The organism is Bdellovibrio sp. BIS2 (assembly GCF_055398295.1).
On the sequence record NZ_AP035879.1, the window covers coordinates 30,732 to 47,837 of the forward strand.

The following is a 17,106-nucleotide window of genomic DNA, read 5'->3' on the forward strand; positions in this document are numbered from 1 at the left end:
CTATGGAGATCACATGAAAGTTATTCTTCAAAAAGACGTTAAAGATGTAGGTCGTGTTGGTGAGTTGGTGAACGTTTCTGAAGGTTTCGCGAGAAACTTCCTGTTCCCACGCAAACTGGCTGCTGAAGCTACTGAAAAACGCGTAAAAGAGTATGAGCACTTGCAACGTGTTGCTGAAGCGAAAAAGAAAAAAGCTTTGGCAGAGAGACAAGAACTTCTTAACAAAATCAACGGCACCACAGTTACATTCAAACTGGCTGCTGGTGAGACTGATAAGTTGTTCGGTACTGTAACAACTACAGACATCTCCAAAGAACTTCAGAAAATGGGTCACTCTGTTGACCGTCGTGACATCCACTTGGAAGAGCCAATCAAAGTATTGGGTCAGCACAAAGCGGTTGTTCGTTATTCTGAAGGCATGGAAGCAAAGATCCAGATCGCTGTTGAGCGCGCGTAAGCCGCATTACAGGCTTCTGAAAGCTGAATGTTTCTTTAAAGGGACCCCACAAGGGTCCCTTTTCTTTTTATCCATAAGACTTTTTTATGGACCACATTTGAAAAATTGTATTGCACCGGTGCCATTTTGGGTGTTTAACGGCCTCACCTTTTGGGGAAGGTAGGGGGCGACATGAAACTGATCAACGTATCTAAAGCATTGGTTCTGACGACGACGGTTCTGGCAGGTTTGGTGGCGTGTTCACCGGCTTCTCAAAACGCGGTTAACACTCAAGGCACAAGCATTATCGGCGGTGAGCCGGTAGAGACTTCTGATTCCATCGCAAAGACCACAGTGGCTATTATCGCCTCTGTGCAAACTCAGGATGGTCAGGAAGGTTCCTTCATCTGCACAGGTTCTCTGCTTAAAAACAACATGGTTCTGACTGCGGGTCACTGCGTTCCGGTTGTGGGTGAAGAATACAAAGAAGTGGCTATCTATATTATTTTCAACACCGACATCAACAAAATGGAAAGAGCTGATGTTCGCCTGGTGACCGATGCCGTCGTTCATGAAGACTACGGTAAAATGGGCGAGCAAGGTGAAGACGCCAACGACGTGGCGGTTTTGAAGTTCGCAGGCACAATGGCTCCGGGCTACAAAGTGGCGAAGTTCTTGTCTGACGAATCTCTGCTGGTTCCAGGCACGAAAGTGACTTTGGCTGGTTACGGTCTGATCGAAACAGATGGTGTGAACACGAAATCTGATGACCGTCTTCGTAAAGTGGATGTGGAAATCGTTGAATCCTTCGGTAAAACTGAAATCCTTTTGGATCAGTCCCAAGGCAAAGGTGCCTGCCACGGTGATTCCGGTGGTCCGGCGTTCCTGGAAGTTAAAGGTCAGCAGTACGTTTGGGGAATCACCAGCCGTGGTGCCGGTAAAGACGGTAAAGATGACTGCTCTTTGGTGAGTGTTTACACGAAAGTGAAATCCCAGGCTGACTTCATCAATGGTGCGATGAAGACTCTGCAAAAAAGAGCAAAACAAACAGCGGTCGCAGCGAAATAGTTCCTGCTAAGTTTGAAAATAAAAAAGCCACACTATCTCAGTGTGGCTTTTTTCGTTTTAAGGTGTGAATCGATTAAGCGCTTTCGGCGCCGTCTTCCACATGCATTTCCAGGAAGACCATCTGCAGGTATTCCGCCATCACCTCTCGCAGTTCTTCCAGCGTCAGGCTGTCGGGGTTTTTCCCGTGCTTTTCAAGCAAACTATTGAATTCTCTTTCGACAGGGTCCTGAGGCAGTCCAGTTGCCGCAACCACTGTCTTCGCCAGATTATTTCCCATGATCAGCCTCCATGCTTTTCAAAGGTCTCTAATTGAAGACGACTTCAGTCCATCAAGAGGTTAACGGGAACTCAACCCCAAACCCCGAAACAAGTCCAAGGTCCAGTTGGCAGCCTAAGAACGCCTGTGGGTGTGTTCTTTGGCCCAATGCCGCGCCCCTGGCAGACACCAGTACAGGAACGGCAAAAGCACCCGTCTTGGCAGCAAACGGCGGATATAATAAAACACCGTCGCATCCAGGGTGGCCGGAATCCACAGCGGCGGGTTTTCGGTCTTCATGGTGTGCAGAATCTGTTTGGCGACCTTTTCCGGAGTGGTCAGCGACATGTTCATCATCTTTTCCACAAACGGGGTCATGTTCTTGTAGAAATCGCAGTAAGGACCGCTCCAGTTGCGGGTCGGGTCCGAATTCTGCGTGTGATAGACATTCTTGTGGGACGGGCTGTGAATGAAGCCTGGTTGCACCAGGGAGATCGTCACACCAAACGGGCGCATCTCGTACCACAGGGCCTCGGAAGCGCCTTCCAGTGCGAATTTCGAAGCTGAGTACGAGGACATTGTCGGCATCGCCAGCATCCCGCTGACGGAAGACACGTTGATGATCTTTCCCCTGCCCGTTTCGCGCATGTGCGGAAGGCACAGACGAATCAAACCCATCGGCCCGAAATAGTTGGTGGCCATTTGCAGCTCTTCGTCTTTTTCAGTCATGTGTTCAACGACCGCACGATAAGAGATGCCGGCATTGTTGATCAGAATGTCGATGCCGCCCCAGATTTTGCTGACTTCATTCACCAAAAGCATGCGATCGGATTCTGAAGTCACGTCCAGCGGACGGATCAGCAGGCGTTCGTCCTCCAGAAATTCATCACGAAGTTTATCGAGACTCTTTTCCCGCGCGGTCAGCACCAGACGGTACTCAGGATGCCGGCGTAACAGGTGGGCGACGGCCAAGCCGATGCCAGCGGAACATCCCGTGACTAAAACGACGGGTTTGAATTCTTGTTTGTGTTTGCGACGGAAGAAATGAAAAAGGGGCCCCATAGGACCCCATTATGTTAGACCGTTGAACCCGGTGCAAAGTTTTTAGGTCTGCCGCCCGGCATTGGTGGGGGCGCCTGCGGTGGAGGCAGTGGACTCACCGGGCTGCCTTCCGGATCTGCATCACGGAATCTATTGTATTGGGCGTCGAAGCGCATTTTCACAGGGCCGGTGGCACCGTTACGCTGCTTACCCACGATCACTTCGGCGTGACCTTGTTTGTCCGGATTTTCTTTGTCGTAGTAGTCATCACGATAAAGCATCATGATAACGTCGGCATCCTGCTCGATGGATCCGGATTCACGCAGGTCAGAAAGCATAGGTTTTTTCTCGGTACGTCCCTCAACCCCACGATTCAACTGGGCCAGTGCGATCACCGGGATTTGCAGTTCCTTGGCGATGGCTTTCAGGGACTTGGAGATTTCGGCAACCTCTTGTTCACGAGACTGCATCTTTTGTTTCATGCTCATCAACTGCAAGTAGTCGATCATGATCAGATCAAGGCCGTGTTCCGCTTTCAAACGACGGGCACGGGAGCGGATCTCAAACGGTGAAACCCCTGGCGTGTCATCGATGAAGATGGAGGCTTCAGAAAGCGCGCTGGCGGCGTTGATCAGTTTCGGCCATGCAGAATCCTGGATACGGCCGTTACGGATCTCACTCATGCTGACTTTGGATTCCGCAGACAACATACGCATCATCATGGATTCTTTACCCATCTCCAGGGAGAAGTAAGCCACGGTCTTTTTCAGACGAAGTGCCACGTGCTGGGCGATATTCAGAGAGAACGCTGTTTTACCCATGGACGGACGAGCGGCGATGATCGTCATCTCTCCAGGGTGCAGACCGGCGGTCATTTCATCCAGCTTCTTGAAGCCCGTGGCAAGACCGGTGATCTCGGCCTTGTTTTTGTAAAGCTCCTCGATCTTCTGGATGGAGGCTTTTACGATTTCCATGGATCCGACAAGACCGGTTTTGGTTTTGTTCTCGCCCACTTTGAAGATTTCAGATTCTGCCTGATCCACGAAGGATTCCACGTCGACGAAATCCTGATCATAGGCTTTTTCAATCAACGAGGAATTGATCGCGATCAGACGGCGCAAAGTCGCTTTGTCTTTCACGATTTTCGCGTGTGTGGAAATATTGGCAGCAGAAATGGTCTTATCCAGAAGACTGATCAGATACTCAGGACCGCCCGCAACTTCCATGTGTCCCTGGGACTGCAGAACGTTGGTAACGGTGATGATATCAATAGGCTGGCCCTTGGCGTGCAAGTCCTTGATAGCGTCGTAGATTTTCTGGTGACCAGGTTTATAGAAGTCATCGGCCATCAGGACGTCGCCGACCTGATCGAGAGCTTCGCGATCCAGCATCAAACCGCCCAGGATGGACTGTTCGGCATCAAGATTTTGTGGTGGAATTCGCGTACTCATTGAACCCCTCTAGAGTAACGAAAATTAATAGAACTCAAAATTTGCGGGCCTCGTGCGTGGTGGTGGTTCTAGGTGGCCCGCTGATGCAAGACTTGAACGATACTAGTTCATTTTCTTTACACGAATCTTATAGTTGTCAATTTTCTTCTTAAGGGTGTTGCGGTTGATGCCAAGCATTTGCGCGGTTTTCACCTGATTGCCGTTATAGGCGCGCAAAGCCAGCTCAAGAAGAGGTTTTTCAACTTGTTCCAGAACCACATTGTACAAACCGTTCAGCTCAACTTGTGCTTCTTTTTGCTGGGCAAAAAGAACTTCTAGTTTGCTTTTAACTAGTTTCTCCAAGCTTACAGATTGAAGGTTAGCGACAAAAAGATTATCGGAACTGTTTAGGTTCGGCGTCATGGAACTCCCAAAATTTCAGACTGAATAGTTAGAGACTATACTCCGCGTGTTTCGGGATTCCAAATATACTTATGGAGCTGCAATTGCAACCTTGCTGATGAATTTTTCTGCAAAATTTTTTCTGCCAACCAGCGTTCAGACACTTGGCCGTATGATGGGCTGTATAAAACCACAAATTTTTCAAATAAATTATGTTGACGGCAGAATTCCTCAGACCATTCGAAATCTTTTTCTGAACAGATGACGAACTTGTATTCCGTGCTGGGAGTGGAAAAGCCGATGTTGGCCATCACGAATGAATCTGCCGCGCCACTGTCCGGAGTTTTCACATCCAAAATTATTTTTACGCGAGGATCCACCTGCTCAACACTTTTTGATCCACTTGTTTCCAAAGAAACCAAGTAACCTTTGTCGCACAAAGTTTTCATCAACGTGTGAACTTCTTTTTGTAACAGCGGCTCACCACCGGTGATGCAAACATTAGGTGCCTTATGAGAATCGATCTCGGCGATGATGGCTTCCAGGGTCTGCATTTCACCTTCATAGTAAGAATACTTGGTGTCGCAGTAAGTGCAGCGCAGGTTGCAGGCGGTCAGGCGCACGAACACCGTGGGGCAGCCCACATAGGTCGTTTCACCTTGAATACTATAGAAAATCTCATTTATTTTAAGCATTTGACTGGCTCTTTGTCGGGCATACCGGGGCTTAAGTCAAGGAAGGCCCCGGGGAGCATGACTAACTGCTGGGAATTTCGTAAATTTTTTAAATGAACCAATTCCTTAAAAAGTTTCGACAGGACGTCATTTCAATAGGCTTTTTAGGCTTGGGGCTTTTCCTCGCCCTGGCCCTGGTTAGCTACAACCCTATGGACCCTTCCCTGAATTCCATGGGACAGGGGCTAAGATCCACAAATTACTGCGGAATTGTAGGAAGCTTCCTGGCCGATATGCTGTACCAGGCAATGGGCCTTGCGGCCTGGGTCGTTGTGGCCTGCTTTGGTAAAATCGCCTATGCAAGCTTTAAGGGTGAATCCCTGAACCTAAAAAACATTCGTTTTGTCTGGGCTTTGCTGCTGATCGTGAATGTGGCGGCTTTGTTCAGCCTGTATTTGCCGAACACGAAGATTTTCCAGGGGCAGATCTATCTGGGGGGCCTTTTGGGTCTGGGCGTGTCCCAGGCGCTGATGCAGGCGTTTAACTCGGTCGGTGTGCAGGTGATTTTGTGGTCGTTGATGGCCGTGCTGGTGGTGTTCTATTCCGAACGCACTTTGCAGGAGCTGGCAGAGATTCCTCAGGGCCTTTTGGCTGACATGAAAAAGAAAAAGTTCACCGATAAAATTGCGGCGTTCTTTTCCGGCATGTTCGTGAAGGAAGAAAAAACCAAGAAATCCAAAAAAGACGAAAAAGCCAAGGCGGCCATTTTCCCTCTTTCCGACAAGAAGTTCGTAGAAAAACCTTCCGAAGAAGAAGAGGAAGAGGACGAAGAACTGGAAGAGCTTCTGGCTGCGGCAGAAGAAGAAGACGAGGAAGAAACCGAAGAGGATGCAGAAGAATCCGACGACGAAGAAGAGGAAGAAGTTCCTGCCGTTCGTCTGGCGCAAAAACGCAAAGTCGTGATGAAGGCCAAACCTCCTCGTCGTATTGAAAACTGGGACATGCCGAAACTGGCGCTCCTGGAAGATCCTCCGGCGTCCCGTATCAAGATCGACAAGGCCGAGATTCAGCGTAAAGCCGATTCTCTGGTTGAAAAATTGAAGAACTTCTCCATCGAAGGCAGCATCCAGGACGCCAAACCCGGCCCGCTGGTCACGATGTATGAATTTAAACCTAATGCCGATGTGAAGATCTCAAAAATCTCCGAGCTTGAAGACGACTTGTCTTTGGCTCTGTCTTCCGAATCTGTGCGTGTGGTGGGACACATCCCGGGAACGGATGTCGTGGGTATTGAAACCGCGAACCTGAAGCGTGAAACAGTTTATTACAAAGACCTGATCGCTGAAGATCAGTTCTGGAGTGAGGATCTGGCTTTGCCGATGGCCGTGGGCCGTGCGGTGGACGGTGAACCTAAAGTGGTGGATCTCAGAAAGATGCCGCACTTGCTGATCGCCGGTACGACGGGTTCTGGTAAGTCCGTGTTTGTGGGCTCGATCATCACGGGTCTGTTGTTCAGGCATTCACCGAAAACGCTGCGCCTGGTTTTGATTGACCCGAAAATGGTCGACTTGGCGCCATTCTCGACTGTTCCGCATCTGGTGCTTCCGCACGTGACCGAACCGAAGAAGGCCGCGACGGCGCTGAAGTGGGCGGTTCGTGAGATGGAAAAACGCTATAAGTCCCTGTCCAAATTCGGTGTTGGTAAAATTGAAGCCTTCAACGAAAAGACCGGCAATCTTTCCAAGGCCGACGTGGAAGAGCATGAAAAAATCAATCAGGAGCTGGAAGAGGGCAAGGCGAAGCTCGATCAGTACTATTACCAGCCATTGCCTTACATCGTGATCGTGGTGGATGAGTTGGCGGATTTGATGATCGTTGAAAAACAAAACATCGAAGAGCCGATTCAGCGTCTGACCCAGAAAGCCCGTGCCTGCGGAATCCATTTGATTCTGGCGACCCAGTCTCCGCGCAAAGACGTTGTGACCGGTTTGATTAAAACGAACATCCCGGGCCGTGTGGCCTTGAAAGTGGCGTCCAAAATGGATTCCCGAATCATCATCGATGATTCGGGTGCGGAACGTCTGTTGCCGAACGGGGATATGCTGTTCCAGGCTCCGGGTGTGGGAAAACCAACTCGTCACCACGGACCTTATTTGTCTGACGGCGAAATCGGCAATGTCGTGAAACACTGGGCATCGCAAGCGGAACCTGAATACGATCCACTGGCGATGAAAGCGCTGGATGGATTTGCTGGTGGTGACGGCGGCGAAGCAGGTGGCGGCGACGGCGGCGGCTTTGGTGAAGAAGAGTACGATGAAAGATACGACGAGATTCTGTCTTGGGCTTCTGAGCAGAAAGAAATCTCTGCGTCTTTAATTCAGCGCAAATTCAGACTCGGCTATCCGCGTGCTGCCCGCATGATTGAAATCTTCGAAAAAGAAGGTGTGGTGGGTCCAGCGAACGGCAGCAAGCCGCGTCAAGTTCTGGTGAGTAGTTACAGAGAACAATAAATAGAGCCTTGACTGCACCACCCTTGGTCGTGGTCTCATTAGGAGACCATATAACCATTCAAGGAGGAATTTATGTTCAAGGCTATTATTGCGGCCCTAGGTTTGGCGTTCTCTGTTAATGCAGTTGCAGCACCATCTATCACGGAAGTAGTTGTTCAGGCTCAAATGCCTGGCATTTTGGAACAGGCTCAAACTACTGGTTTGGACTGGAAAGTTGGCGACAGAGCTGACTACAGCATCGACATGGGCTTCATCAAAGGTTCCATGATCACGTCTGTAGCTTCTATCGGCGCTGATGGCATCTGGATGAATCAGGATATGGATCTTGGTTTTGCTGGTAAGCAAAAAATGGAAATGCTGATCGATCCAAACACTGGCGAAACTAAAAAATTGCTGGTGAACGGTAAAGAACAACAAATCCCTAAACAAGACATCGAAGTTATCGAAGTTAAAGAAGCGCGCATCACTGTTCCTGCTGGAACTTTCGATTGCATCCACGCTCGTCTTAAAAACAAAGAAGACAACTCTGAAATCAACGCATGGATCAATCCACAGTTGGTTCCAATGTCCGGTTTGTTGAAACAAGTTGCTCCAAGCCAATTCGGCCAAGTGACTGTTGCTTTGAAATCATTCCAGAAGAAATAATTCATGAGAATGACAGTGATGAGAGCCGCCTTAACAGCGGCTCTTTCCTTTTTTGCCCTGCCCGCTTTTTCTCAGACGAAACTTCCCAAGTCTGAGACCTACAAAGATATTATCGAAAAAGCCTATAATTTGAGTCTGCAGCGCGACCGCACTCAAGCGCTCAATATTCTTTCGGCTGCGATTCAAAGAGAAACCCGCCCTCAGGCGGTGGCGGAACTGAAAAAAACCGTCAGCGAAGTTTCCAACATCTTTTTCAGTGACAAGTCCCAGCAGCTCTATGAAACCGGCGTGTCTTTGCGTAAGGCCGACGTCAATCAGGCCTTGGACAAGGTCTCGGAAGCTGCGCGCATCGAGCCTGACAACTTCCCCATCGTGATTGAAATGGCGCGCCTGATGATCGCCAAGGGTGACTGCAAAGCAGGCCTAGAAACTGTAAGAAAACAGCTTTTGGTAGTGCCTTTTGATGAAGATCTGAAACTGACCCAAGCCCAGGCGTTGGCTTGTCAGACCAAATGGCCGGAGTACCAGAAAGTGTATGACACGGTGGCGGTGAAGAAATCTCCGCTGCAGAAGTACTGGTACGCCCTGGAGGTCCAAAAGTTTCTGGATCTTAACAATCCGCTAAAAACTCAGGAATCCTTGGCTCTTTTGAAGAAAGCGGACGAAAAATATCCTGAATCCTACTATTGGCAGTGGAAAGTGGCTCATTCTCAGAAAAAGATGAACACCGAGCAGGCTCAGAAATACGTGATGACCTGCAAAAACATTTCTGCGAACCAGTACAGACAGTATATGATAGACCCCATGCTTTGCCGACGCGTTTTGGAAGTCGAAGGCGAGCTTAAGGGGATGAATGGAACCGCTGAATAAAATCCTTCTGTTTGCCGTGTTGGCCTTGAGTGTTTCCGCATGCGGAGTCAAGGGCCGTCCCCTGCCACCATTGAACCCGGCCCCGCTGGGCCGTGGTGAGCCGACCTTCAAGGATGCCAACCAGGCGCCGAATCCAAAAAAGAAAACCATCAAAAAAAATCAGGATGATGACACCTCTGCCGAGACGGAGGAGCCATGAACCGTCTGTTACCGCTGTCGATCACCAAGATGTCCGGCGCGGGAAATACATTTTCATTGATTGATGCCCGCAAGGGCTCGGCGTGGGCCGACTTGGAAAAGACTTTGGGCATGAGCCGCCCGCAGTTTGCGAAATTGGTGTGCGACCGTGTTCTGGGTCTTAGCACCGACGGTTTCTTGCTGATCGAAGACGGCAGCGACGGTTTTGATTTTCACTGGGACTTTTACAACAACGACGGGTCCACGGCAGAAATGTGCGGCAATGCCGCCCGATGTGCCGCGCGCTTTTGTTATGACTCTCTGGACGTCAAAGGCACCGGAGTCTTGCGCTTTAAAACCGGCGCAGGCCTGGTGGTGGCGCAAATTTTAGGTAATAGCCGCATCCGCGTGAAAATGCCGGAAGCGCGCTTCATCCAGGAGCTGATCGAACTTAAAACCAAATCCAGCTCCACAGAAAAATTCGCCCTGGTGAACACCGGTGTTCCGCACTTGGTGCAAAAGATCCATGCGTTTTCCGACACCGTGGCCTTAAAAGACATGGCCCGTGAAGCCAGATCCCATCACGATCTGCAGCCTGCTGGCGCCAACGTCACATTTTATGCCGAGGAATCAGCAGGGAAAATCAGAGCCGTGACATTTGAGCGCGGAGTGGAAGATTACACTTTGGCCTGCGGCACGGGTGCCGTGGCGGCGGCCTTGGTTCACAGTAAAGAAAGCAAAGACACCAGCGTGGAAGTGCAAATGCCCGGTGGTTCAATGCAAGTGACGTTCATCAGTGGTGATCCCCACCCGCTGATGGAAGGGGATGCCGTATTTGTCGGGGACTTTAAATACAATCTTGAGGTGGTAGGATGAAAAATTTCAAAGGCACGTTCACCGCACTGGTAACGCCATTTAAAAACGGAAAAATTGACTTTGCTTCTTTGGACAAACTATTGAAGCAGCAACTGGCTGGTGGTGTGGATGGTTTTGTCGTTAACGGAACCACGGGTGAAAGCCCGGTCCTGACCTCGGCGGAAAAAGCGGAGTTGTTTAAGCACATCCGCAGTTTCTGCGGTGACAAAGTTGTTCTGATCATGGGAACAGGATCCAACAACACAGCCCAGACCATTGAAGATTCCCGCAAGGCCGAAGAAATGGGTGCGGATGCGATTCTGGTGGTGGTTCCTTATTACAACAAACCACCACAGCGCGGATTGTATGAGCACTTCAAAGCCGTGGCATCTTCCGTGAAGATCCCGACCATTCTTTACAATGTTCCGGGCCGCACGATCACGTCTCTGGAGACCGGCACCATCCGTGATCTTGCCAAAGTTTCCGGCGTGGTCGGCATCAAAGAAGCCTCTGGAAAAATTGATCTGGCCAGTGAAATCATCAAAGCCTGCGGCAGTGAATTTGTGATGCTGTCCGGTGATGATGGCACGTATGTGGAATTCCTGGGCGCTGGCGGTCACGGGGTGATCTCGGTGGCGTCGCATGTGATTCCGGCGCAAATGGTGCAGTGGAAAAAATGGGTGTCGGAAGGGGCGCTGGACAAGGCCCGCGCGGACATCGCGAAATACAATGACCTGATCAACCTGCTTTTCGTTGAAGCCAATCCGATTCCGGTGAAAAAAGCCCTGCAACTGATGGGTCTTCTGGATTCCGCAGAGTTGCGTTTGCCACTGGTGGAGCTGGGTGCTGAAAACACCGCAAAACTTCAGGCCGAAATGAAAAAAGTGGGTGTGCTGTGAAGAAGATCAAAATCGGCCTGATGGGCTCTGCCGGCCGTATGGGGAAAGAGATCGCTGCCGTGATTGAAGCCAATCCCCGCTGCGAACTGGTGTATGCCCCGCTGCGCTCAGAAAAGTGGGATGCGAAGAAAGCTCAAGCGGTGGATGTGTGGATTGACTTCACTTCTCCCGAGGCCCTGAAAGATGTTCTGAAAAAAGCCAGCGAAACCAAAACACCGGTGGTGTGCGGAACAACGGGCTTTTCCAAAAAAGAAAAAGAGCTGCTAAAAACCTACAGCAAAAAGATCCCGGTTCTTTGGTCTTCCAATATGAGCCTGGGTGTGGCGGTGCTGAACGAAGCACTGAAAGCGTTTTCCGCGATTTCACACTTTGATTTCCAGATTGAGGAAATCCACCACAACCGCAAAAAAGACAGACCTTCCGGAACGGCGATCACCCTGCAGGAAAATCTGGAAAAAGCTGTGGATAAGAAGCTTCCTGAAGCTTTGGCCATCCGCGGGGGCGGTGTGTTTGGCGTGCATAAGATTTTTGCCATGAGTGATGAAGAGGTTCTGACTTTTGAGCACACGGCTTTGAATCGCACGGTCTTTGCGAAGGGTTCTGTGCAGGCTGCGGAATGGCTGGTGAAACAAAAGCCCGGCCTTTATCAGATTCGTGATGTCCTTTTCGGAAAAAACAAATGAGTCCAGTGCGACATTCGGCATTGATATATCTAACGCTGGATCTGGTCGGCGGCACTGAGAAGGCCAAAGGTCTTCTGGCGAAACTGTCAGAGTGTGGAGACATTGTGGCGATCTCCTCAGTCTATAAGCGCTATCTGACCCCTGAGCGTCTGGATTTGAGTGCGCGCATGGAATTTGTGATTCGCTTTGAAACCATGATGTCTGTGGATCAGTGTCTGCACATGATTTTGTCGGGCTGTGAACAGGGCGCTCCGGGCCTGCTTCAGCGCAGCCATGCGGAGCTGACCCTTTTGACTTTCGATGACATGATTTTGATGTCCCCGCGTCTGACGCTTCCCTATCCACAACTGCACCAGGATCCGCTTATTATTCGCTGTGCCGCAGAGGCCTGGGGGCAATATGAGCATCCCATCTATCAAAAGAGCTTGAGCGAAATTGCGCGCTCCGCCCTTCCGGCCAAGCAGGCCGAGTTCCATATTCAGGGTAAAAGCCTGGTTGATTTTTAATCCTGGAAAACGTACAAATTGAGGGTATCCAAAAATCACGTTTCCAGACTCGGGAGTCCCCATGAAGTTTTTCATTGATACAGCAGAAATTGAAGAAATCAGACAAGCCAATCTTCGTGGTTGGGTTGACGGTGTTACAACAAACCCTTCTTTGATCGCAAAAAGCGGCAAGGACTTCCACACCGTGATCAAAGAGATCTGCAAAGAAATCACCGGTCCAGTGTCTGCCGAAGTGATCAGCCTGCAGCACGAAGAAATGGTTCGTGAAGGTAAAGAGCTGGCAAAACTGGCGTCCAACGTTGTTGTGAAAATCCCGATGTGCGAAGACGGCATGATCGCCGTCAAGAAATTGAAAGCGGAAGGCATCAAGACCAACGTCACGCTGGTGTTCTCTCCAATGCAGGCATTGCTTGCCGCTAAAGCGGGTGCAACGATGGTTTCCCCATTTGTGGGCCGTCTTGATGATATTGGTGTTGAAGGTATGCAGATGGTTGATCAGGTTATTCAAATGTACCGCAACTATGACTTCGAGACTGAAGTATTGGTAGCCAGCGTAAGAAGCCCGATGCATATCCAACTTGCAGCGGAAATGGGCGCGGACATCGCGACTATTCCGTTTAAAGTGATGCAATCCATGACTCACCATCCGTTAACTGACAAAGGTATCAAGATGTTCATGGATGACTGGAACAAGGCTCAGAAGAAATAATGATGAAGACCTTCGTCTGGGTATTCCTTCTTGCATCGACGCTTTTTTTTGCTGGTTGTCGCACTGGTGGGGTGATCTTGCGTGAAACCCCACTGAACTTGAGTGAGACCCGTCGTGCGATTGTGGCCGTTATTGGCGAGCCTAAATCCATCAGTCAGAACGGGCGCGAGATGACGTCTCAGTACTATGACAAAAAAGGCAAGAATATCGATAAGATGGATATGGCCAGAGAACGTTTCTACACCCATGTCACTGTTCTTGGTGATCGCCGTCCTTACGATGTTCAGGTCCAGGTTCTGGTCGAAGGTCGTAATGAGGATGGCGGTTTTGACCTGCTTGACCGCGACGACGACAAAGCCGCGCCCATCGCGGAAAAGATCCGCCAGTCCCTTAACCAAAGTCGCGACAGTCGTAACGTGATTGACGACTTCCGTTCCTTCTAAATACGATTAAGGCTAGTCAGAAATGACTATTCTTCAAATGAGGTGACTGTTGCAAGGAATGCGACTGAAGCGGTTCTTATGGCCGCTCCTGGTATTAGCTGGAAGCTTATACTGGTCAAGCCCCACGGGTGGCTTGAAGTTCATACCTATTTACGAAGCGCTCACCATCAAAGCTCAGAAAAATTCTCCACCACATATCGCCTTTGAAGAACTGCTGGAATCCGAGAGGCAACTTGCAGAGTGGTCAAGAATTGAAAAAGTAAAACCGTTGAATCTTGCCACAGAAAAATCCACCGCACCGCTGTTTGCAAAGCGCGTGGAGATTGCTGAAATGGTGATTCAAAAAACTCCGGAAAGATTTGTCGCCGAAGCGCCGACCACGGCAACAGTGGATGCTGATCCGACGGCATGGATGAATGATCTTTCCCCTGCTCAGGCGAAGCGACTGCAAGTGGCTCAAAGCCGCAGTGAAGTCATCGGTCAGGACTGGAGCCAGCCAACATGGTCTGACATGGCCAAAGAGGTTCTGGAAAAATCCGGCGTGATGACGGCGGCAACATCTTCCAACCCGCGTGTGTACGTGGCGGGTGTGGATGCCACCGGCAAAGCCAATACAAAGATCCCTCAAGCTGAAGTGCGCATTCCGGATCGCAACAACCAGCCCTCTGATGACGGCATGAATCCTTCCTATGGTCTGGTGGAAGAACAAAGACCGGCGGGCATTCGTTCCATTTCCGGTCCTCTTGAAATCACCGGGGGTCTGGCTGTCACCAATGAACATCATATTGAGATCCGTCGCAGTGACGAGGGTGTCTTAAAAGAACTGGGCAAGGTCAATCTTGTTCAGGGTCAGTATAATATAGATGTTGAAGACGTGACCGGATCCATCATTGCCCGTCTGGTGGATAAAGAGGGTAAAACCCTGGGTGAAGGCAGCTTCCGCTTAAACCGTGTTGCTTCGATTGCGCAAAACCGTTTGCAAGGACCGAAGATTCGCATCGAACCACATCCTGACTTTGGCGGTATTGTCACAAGTGCTTACAATCCAAAACCGGATGATGCAGCTCCCGCGAAGACCCTGGTGACCTTTGTGAAAGGGGCCAAAGAAGTTGCTCCGAAAAAAGACGGTGCCGTGGCTATGGATAACGTGACCAAGGGATCCACGACAGTGATGCGGGCGGCGGCGCCTTCGCACATGCAGACGGCTTCCATCGTGGTTTCAGGGCAGGAATTTAAGACGCCTCTTTATCCGGCGTCCATGATTCAGGCCTTGCAGGATATTTTAAGCCAGCAAAGACAGATGTCCTTTGAAGGGGCACCAACGATCATCTGGGGTAAGGTCAGCCTTGACGGCAAGACTCTTTCCGGAATTGATGTCGTAGTGGAATCCGATCCAAGCCTGGTGCCGGTGTACTTTAATCAGTTCATGCTTCCGGATCCAAGTCTGAAAGCCACGGGTGATAACGGTCTGTTTGCTTTTGTAAATGCGGAGCCAGGCTTCCACTCCCTGCTGGCAACCAGAGCCGAGGCGATTGTGGGTTATCAAAACGTGGTGGTCGAAGAAGGTTCGGTAGCTCAAGGGGACATTCAGTCCACCATGAAAAACGAAGCCGTTCCGCTGCGGGTGTATGACGCCTTTGCCGGGGACGCCGTTCCAGCCACCGTGACCATGCAAAGTCTGCAGAGCGAATTTGAAGTGCAGGGCGCCACCACGGTGACTTTGCCGAATTTGAAACGTTACGGTCTGATGCGTGTTCAGCCTGAAGGCACCGACTATGTGGCGGCGAGATACGTTTACAATGACAACGATGAATACGTGCATGCGCCGGTGGTTCGTTGGTCATGGTTAAGTGCGATTAAAGGTTATCTGAAAATTGATGATCTGCCGACGGCAGGTGTGATCGTGGGCTTTGTTCCGGATGAAAACTTTGAAGTTTATCTGGCGGCGTATGATTCATTCAATCCGCGCCAGATTGTGTACTTCGATATGCAAGGCCGTATCCTGCAAAATGGCAAGGGTATTGCGGGCGGTGGTTTCATTCTTTACAACGTTCCTGAAGACATCCACGAAGTTGTGGTGGTGGGCGAAAGAACGCAGAAGATCTATTCCCGCGTTCTGCCGGTGGATCCAAACACGCTGTCCGTGCTTAGTTTCCGAGAGTAAATTCCGAAACACACTTCTTGAAATAGTTCCCGCGATCTTCAAACGACTTGAATTCATCAAGGCTGGTTCCTCCCGGACTGAGCAGCACGGTATCACCTGGTCGGGCCTTCCCCAAGATGTCGCACATGGCTTCGCCCAAACGGGCAAAAGAGTTTCCGGCAAGGGTTGATTTTTTCTGGGCGATTTCACGGCATTCACCAAAGAAGACAAACTCGATGTCTTTCAGATTTCCCAGTGCTTTGAGATCCTGCCACGGAAGATTTTTGTCGCGACCGCCCAGTAGCAGCCACAGCTTTCCCGGTTTTGATAAAGTGTCGTGAGCCGCCGCAGCTGCGATCAGCACGCTGTCCATGGCGGTGGCTTTGCTGTCGTTGATGAAACGAATGCCCTTGTGGGTGCCAACACTTTCCAGACGGTGCACAAGGCCTTTAAAAGCTTTCATTCCCTCAATTGCGGATGAAGGCCATTTCGCCGCCAAAGCCAGAGCGCTTGCCAGCGCCAAATTGTCCTGATTGTGCTGGCCAATCAACTGCGCTTTTTCAAGTTGCAAAGAAGTCAGGGCCTTGTCCGAACGGGAAATGATCTTCACCTGTTCAGGTCCACCGTTTTTATGGAAGTATTCTACAAGATCGCCACCTTCACGGTTCAGCAGCAAAGCATCCTTGGTCAAAGAAAGGATCTTCCACTTGGTGTCGTAGTAGTGTTTAAGGCTGTCATATCGTTCCAGATGATTGGACGTAAAGTAAGTGATGGCAGAATAATCCAAAGACAGACCTTCGCAGTTTTCCAGTTGATAACTGGAAAGCTCCAAAATCACCCAGTCTGCGCGAGGGCGCTTACCCTCAAGAACATCTGCTGCGTAGTCCGCAAACGGAGTGCCCAGGTTGCCTCCGACAAAGCCGGTTTTTGAAAAGGCCTCTAGCCCCGCGCCCAAAATGGAAACGGTGGTGCTTTTTCCCACCGAACCGGTCACGCCGATCACTTTTTCGGAGTCCAAGGTCGCACATGCCAGGGAAAGCTCACTGGTGATTCGGACTCCGTTTTTCTGTGCATCTTGGATCCAGGCTGATGCCAGGGGAACACCCGGGGACACGACCAGTGTGCCGGGTTTTTGATTCATCAGGACCTGAGGATCACGAAACTGAGCCGATTCCAGTTTTCCATCGAAGGTAAGAATGGATTCAGGTGCATGACCAGCCAAAATCAGCAGGCGCTTGGCGGCCTCGCCGCTTTTTCCCATGCCGACAATTGCAATTGGAGTCTTCAGGTTCTTGATAAATTCTTTCATCTGCACGATCATAGACTTGGGAGGCAGATTTGCCCACTTCTTTTTCAAGA

Annotated in this window: 19 protein-coding genes; 13 read left to right on the forward strand and 6 right to left on the reverse strand. The window is 50.3% G+C overall.

What is annotated here, in order from left to right:
- Window positions 1-13 precede the first annotated feature (13 nt).
- Together rplI and ACZ520_RS00160 are read left to right on the forward strand one after the other, a co-directional pair.
- Window positions 14-457 (forward strand): 50S ribosomal protein L9, encoded by a 444-nt coding sequence (rplI, locus tag ACZ520_RS00155; RefSeq protein WP_088566712.1) that lies wholly within the window; start codon window positions 14-16, stop codon window positions 455-457.
- Between the two features lie 171 nt (window positions 458-628).
- Window positions 629-1,504, forward strand: coding sequence for a S1 family peptidase (locus ACZ520_RS00160; protein WP_374031648.1), 876 nt, complete (start codon window positions 629-631; stop codon window positions 1,502-1,504).
- A 73-nt stretch (window positions 1,505-1,577) separates the two neighbouring features.
- On the opposite strand, the gene ACZ520_RS00165 is transcribed toward ACZ520_RS00160, so the two are convergent.
- The 5 genes from ACZ520_RS00165 to ACZ520_RS00185 all read right to left on the reverse strand — a co-directional run bounded on the left by ACZ520_RS00165 (window position 1,578) and on the right by ACZ520_RS00185 (window position 5,328).
- Window positions 1,578-1,781 (reverse strand): hypothetical protein, encoded by a 204-nt coding sequence (locus ACZ520_RS00165; protein ID WP_011162659.1) that lies wholly within the window; start codon window positions 1,779-1,781, stop codon window positions 1,578-1,580.
- Between the two features lie 114 nt (window positions 1,782-1,895).
- Window positions 1,896-2,822 (reverse strand): SDR family oxidoreductase, encoded by a 927-nt coding sequence (locus tag ACZ520_RS00170; protein ID WP_464126980.1) that lies wholly within the window; start codon window positions 2,820-2,822, stop codon window positions 1,896-1,898.
- A 14-nt stretch (window positions 2,823-2,836) separates the two neighbouring features.
- The gene (gene dnaB / locus ACZ520_RS00175; RefSeq protein WP_088566714.1) at window positions 2,837-4,252 is read right to left on the reverse strand and encodes a replicative DNA helicase; all 1,416 of its coding nucleotides are present in this window, start codon (window positions 4,250-4,252) and stop codon (window positions 2,837-2,839) included.
- A 102-nt stretch (window positions 4,253-4,354) separates the two neighbouring features.
- Complete coding sequence (locus ACZ520_RS00180; protein ID WP_015089245.1) at window positions 4,355-4,594, reverse strand: helix-turn-helix domain-containing protein; 240 nt, start codon at window positions 4,592-4,594, stop codon at window positions 4,355-4,357.
- A gap of 95 nt (window positions 4,595-4,689) precedes the next feature.
- Entirely contained in the window at window positions 4,690-5,328 is a 639-nt protein-coding gene (locus tag ACZ520_RS00185; RefSeq protein ID WP_416479712.1) for a radical SAM protein, read from the reverse strand.
- A 92-nt stretch (window positions 5,329-5,420) separates the two neighbouring features.
- Between ACZ520_RS00185 and ACZ520_RS00190 the strand changes: the two genes are divergently transcribed.
- The 11 genes from ACZ520_RS00190 to ACZ520_RS00240 all read left to right on the forward strand — a co-directional run bounded on the left by ACZ520_RS00190 (window position 5,421) and on the right by ACZ520_RS00240 (window position 15,768).
- Complete coding sequence (locus ACZ520_RS00190) at window positions 5,421-7,817, forward strand: DNA translocase FtsK (protein WP_374034465.1); 2,397 nt, start codon at window positions 5,421-5,423, stop codon at window positions 7,815-7,817.
- 72 nt (window positions 7,818-7,889) lie between these two features.
- Window positions 7,890-8,462 (forward strand): hypothetical protein, encoded by a 573-nt coding sequence (locus tag ACZ520_RS00195; RefSeq protein ID WP_088566710.1) that lies wholly within the window; start codon window positions 7,890-7,892, stop codon window positions 8,460-8,462.
- An 18-nt stretch (window positions 8,463-8,480) separates the two neighbouring features.
- The gene (locus ACZ520_RS00200; protein ID WP_464126983.1) at window positions 8,481-9,332 is read left to right on the forward strand and encodes a tetratricopeptide repeat protein; all 852 of its coding nucleotides are present in this window, start codon (window positions 8,481-8,483) and stop codon (window positions 9,330-9,332) included.
- Window positions 9,316-9,531: a hypothetical protein gene (locus ACZ520_RS00205; RefSeq protein ID WP_088566708.1), complete on the forward strand. Its 216-nt coding sequence runs from the start codon at window positions 9,316-9,318 to the stop codon at window positions 9,529-9,531. The genes ACZ520_RS00200 and ACZ520_RS00205 overlap by 17 nt, the downstream gene beginning before the upstream one ends.
- Complete coding sequence (gene dapF, locus ACZ520_RS00210) at window positions 9,528-10,385, forward strand: diaminopimelate epimerase (protein WP_464126985.1); 858 nt, start codon at window positions 9,528-9,530, stop codon at window positions 10,383-10,385. Before ACZ520_RS00205 ends, dapF begins: the two co-directional genes overlap by 4 nt.
- Window positions 10,382-11,263, forward strand: coding sequence for a 4-hydroxy-tetrahydrodipicolinate synthase (dapA, locus tag ACZ520_RS00215; RefSeq protein ID WP_374034466.1), 882 nt, complete (start codon window positions 10,382-10,384; stop codon window positions 11,261-11,263). The genes dapF and dapA overlap by 4 nt, the downstream gene beginning before the upstream one ends.
- Complete coding sequence (locus ACZ520_RS00220) at window positions 11,260-11,946, forward strand: 4-hydroxy-tetrahydrodipicolinate reductase (RefSeq protein ID WP_088566705.1); 687 nt, start codon at window positions 11,260-11,262, stop codon at window positions 11,944-11,946. Before dapA ends, ACZ520_RS00220 begins: the two co-directional genes overlap by 4 nt.
- Entirely contained in the window at window positions 11,943-12,452 is a 510-nt protein-coding gene (locus ACZ520_RS00225; protein ID WP_088566704.1) for a hypothetical protein, read from the forward strand. The genes ACZ520_RS00220 and ACZ520_RS00225 overlap by 4 nt, the downstream gene beginning before the upstream one ends.
- A gap of 61 nt (window positions 12,453-12,513) precedes the next feature.
- A complete protein-coding gene (gene fsa / locus ACZ520_RS00230) occupies window positions 12,514-13,161 on the forward strand; it encodes a fructose-6-phosphate aldolase (RefSeq protein ID WP_088566703.1) in 648 nt (215 codons plus the stop codon).
- On the forward strand, window positions 13,161-13,604 hold the full coding sequence (locus tag ACZ520_RS00235; protein WP_011162673.1) for a hypothetical protein: 444 nt from the start codon (window positions 13,161-13,163) through the stop codon (window positions 13,602-13,604). Before fsa ends, ACZ520_RS00235 begins: the two co-directional genes overlap by 1 nt.
- Window positions 13,605-13,737: 133 nt before the next feature.
- Window positions 13,738-15,768, forward strand: a complete 2,031-nt coding sequence (locus ACZ520_RS00240; protein ID WP_232468902.1) for a hypothetical protein — start codon at window positions 13,738-13,740, stop codon at window positions 15,766-15,768.
- Here ACZ520_RS00240 and murD read toward each other — a convergent pair.
- Entirely contained in the window at window positions 15,752-17,104 is a 1,353-nt protein-coding gene (murD, locus tag ACZ520_RS00245; RefSeq protein ID WP_374034469.1) for a UDP-N-acetylmuramoyl-L-alanine--D-glutamate ligase, read from the reverse strand. The two genes, ACZ520_RS00240 and murD, sit on opposite strands and share 17 nt — an antisense overlap.
- Window positions 17,105-17,106: the final 2 nt, after the last annotated feature.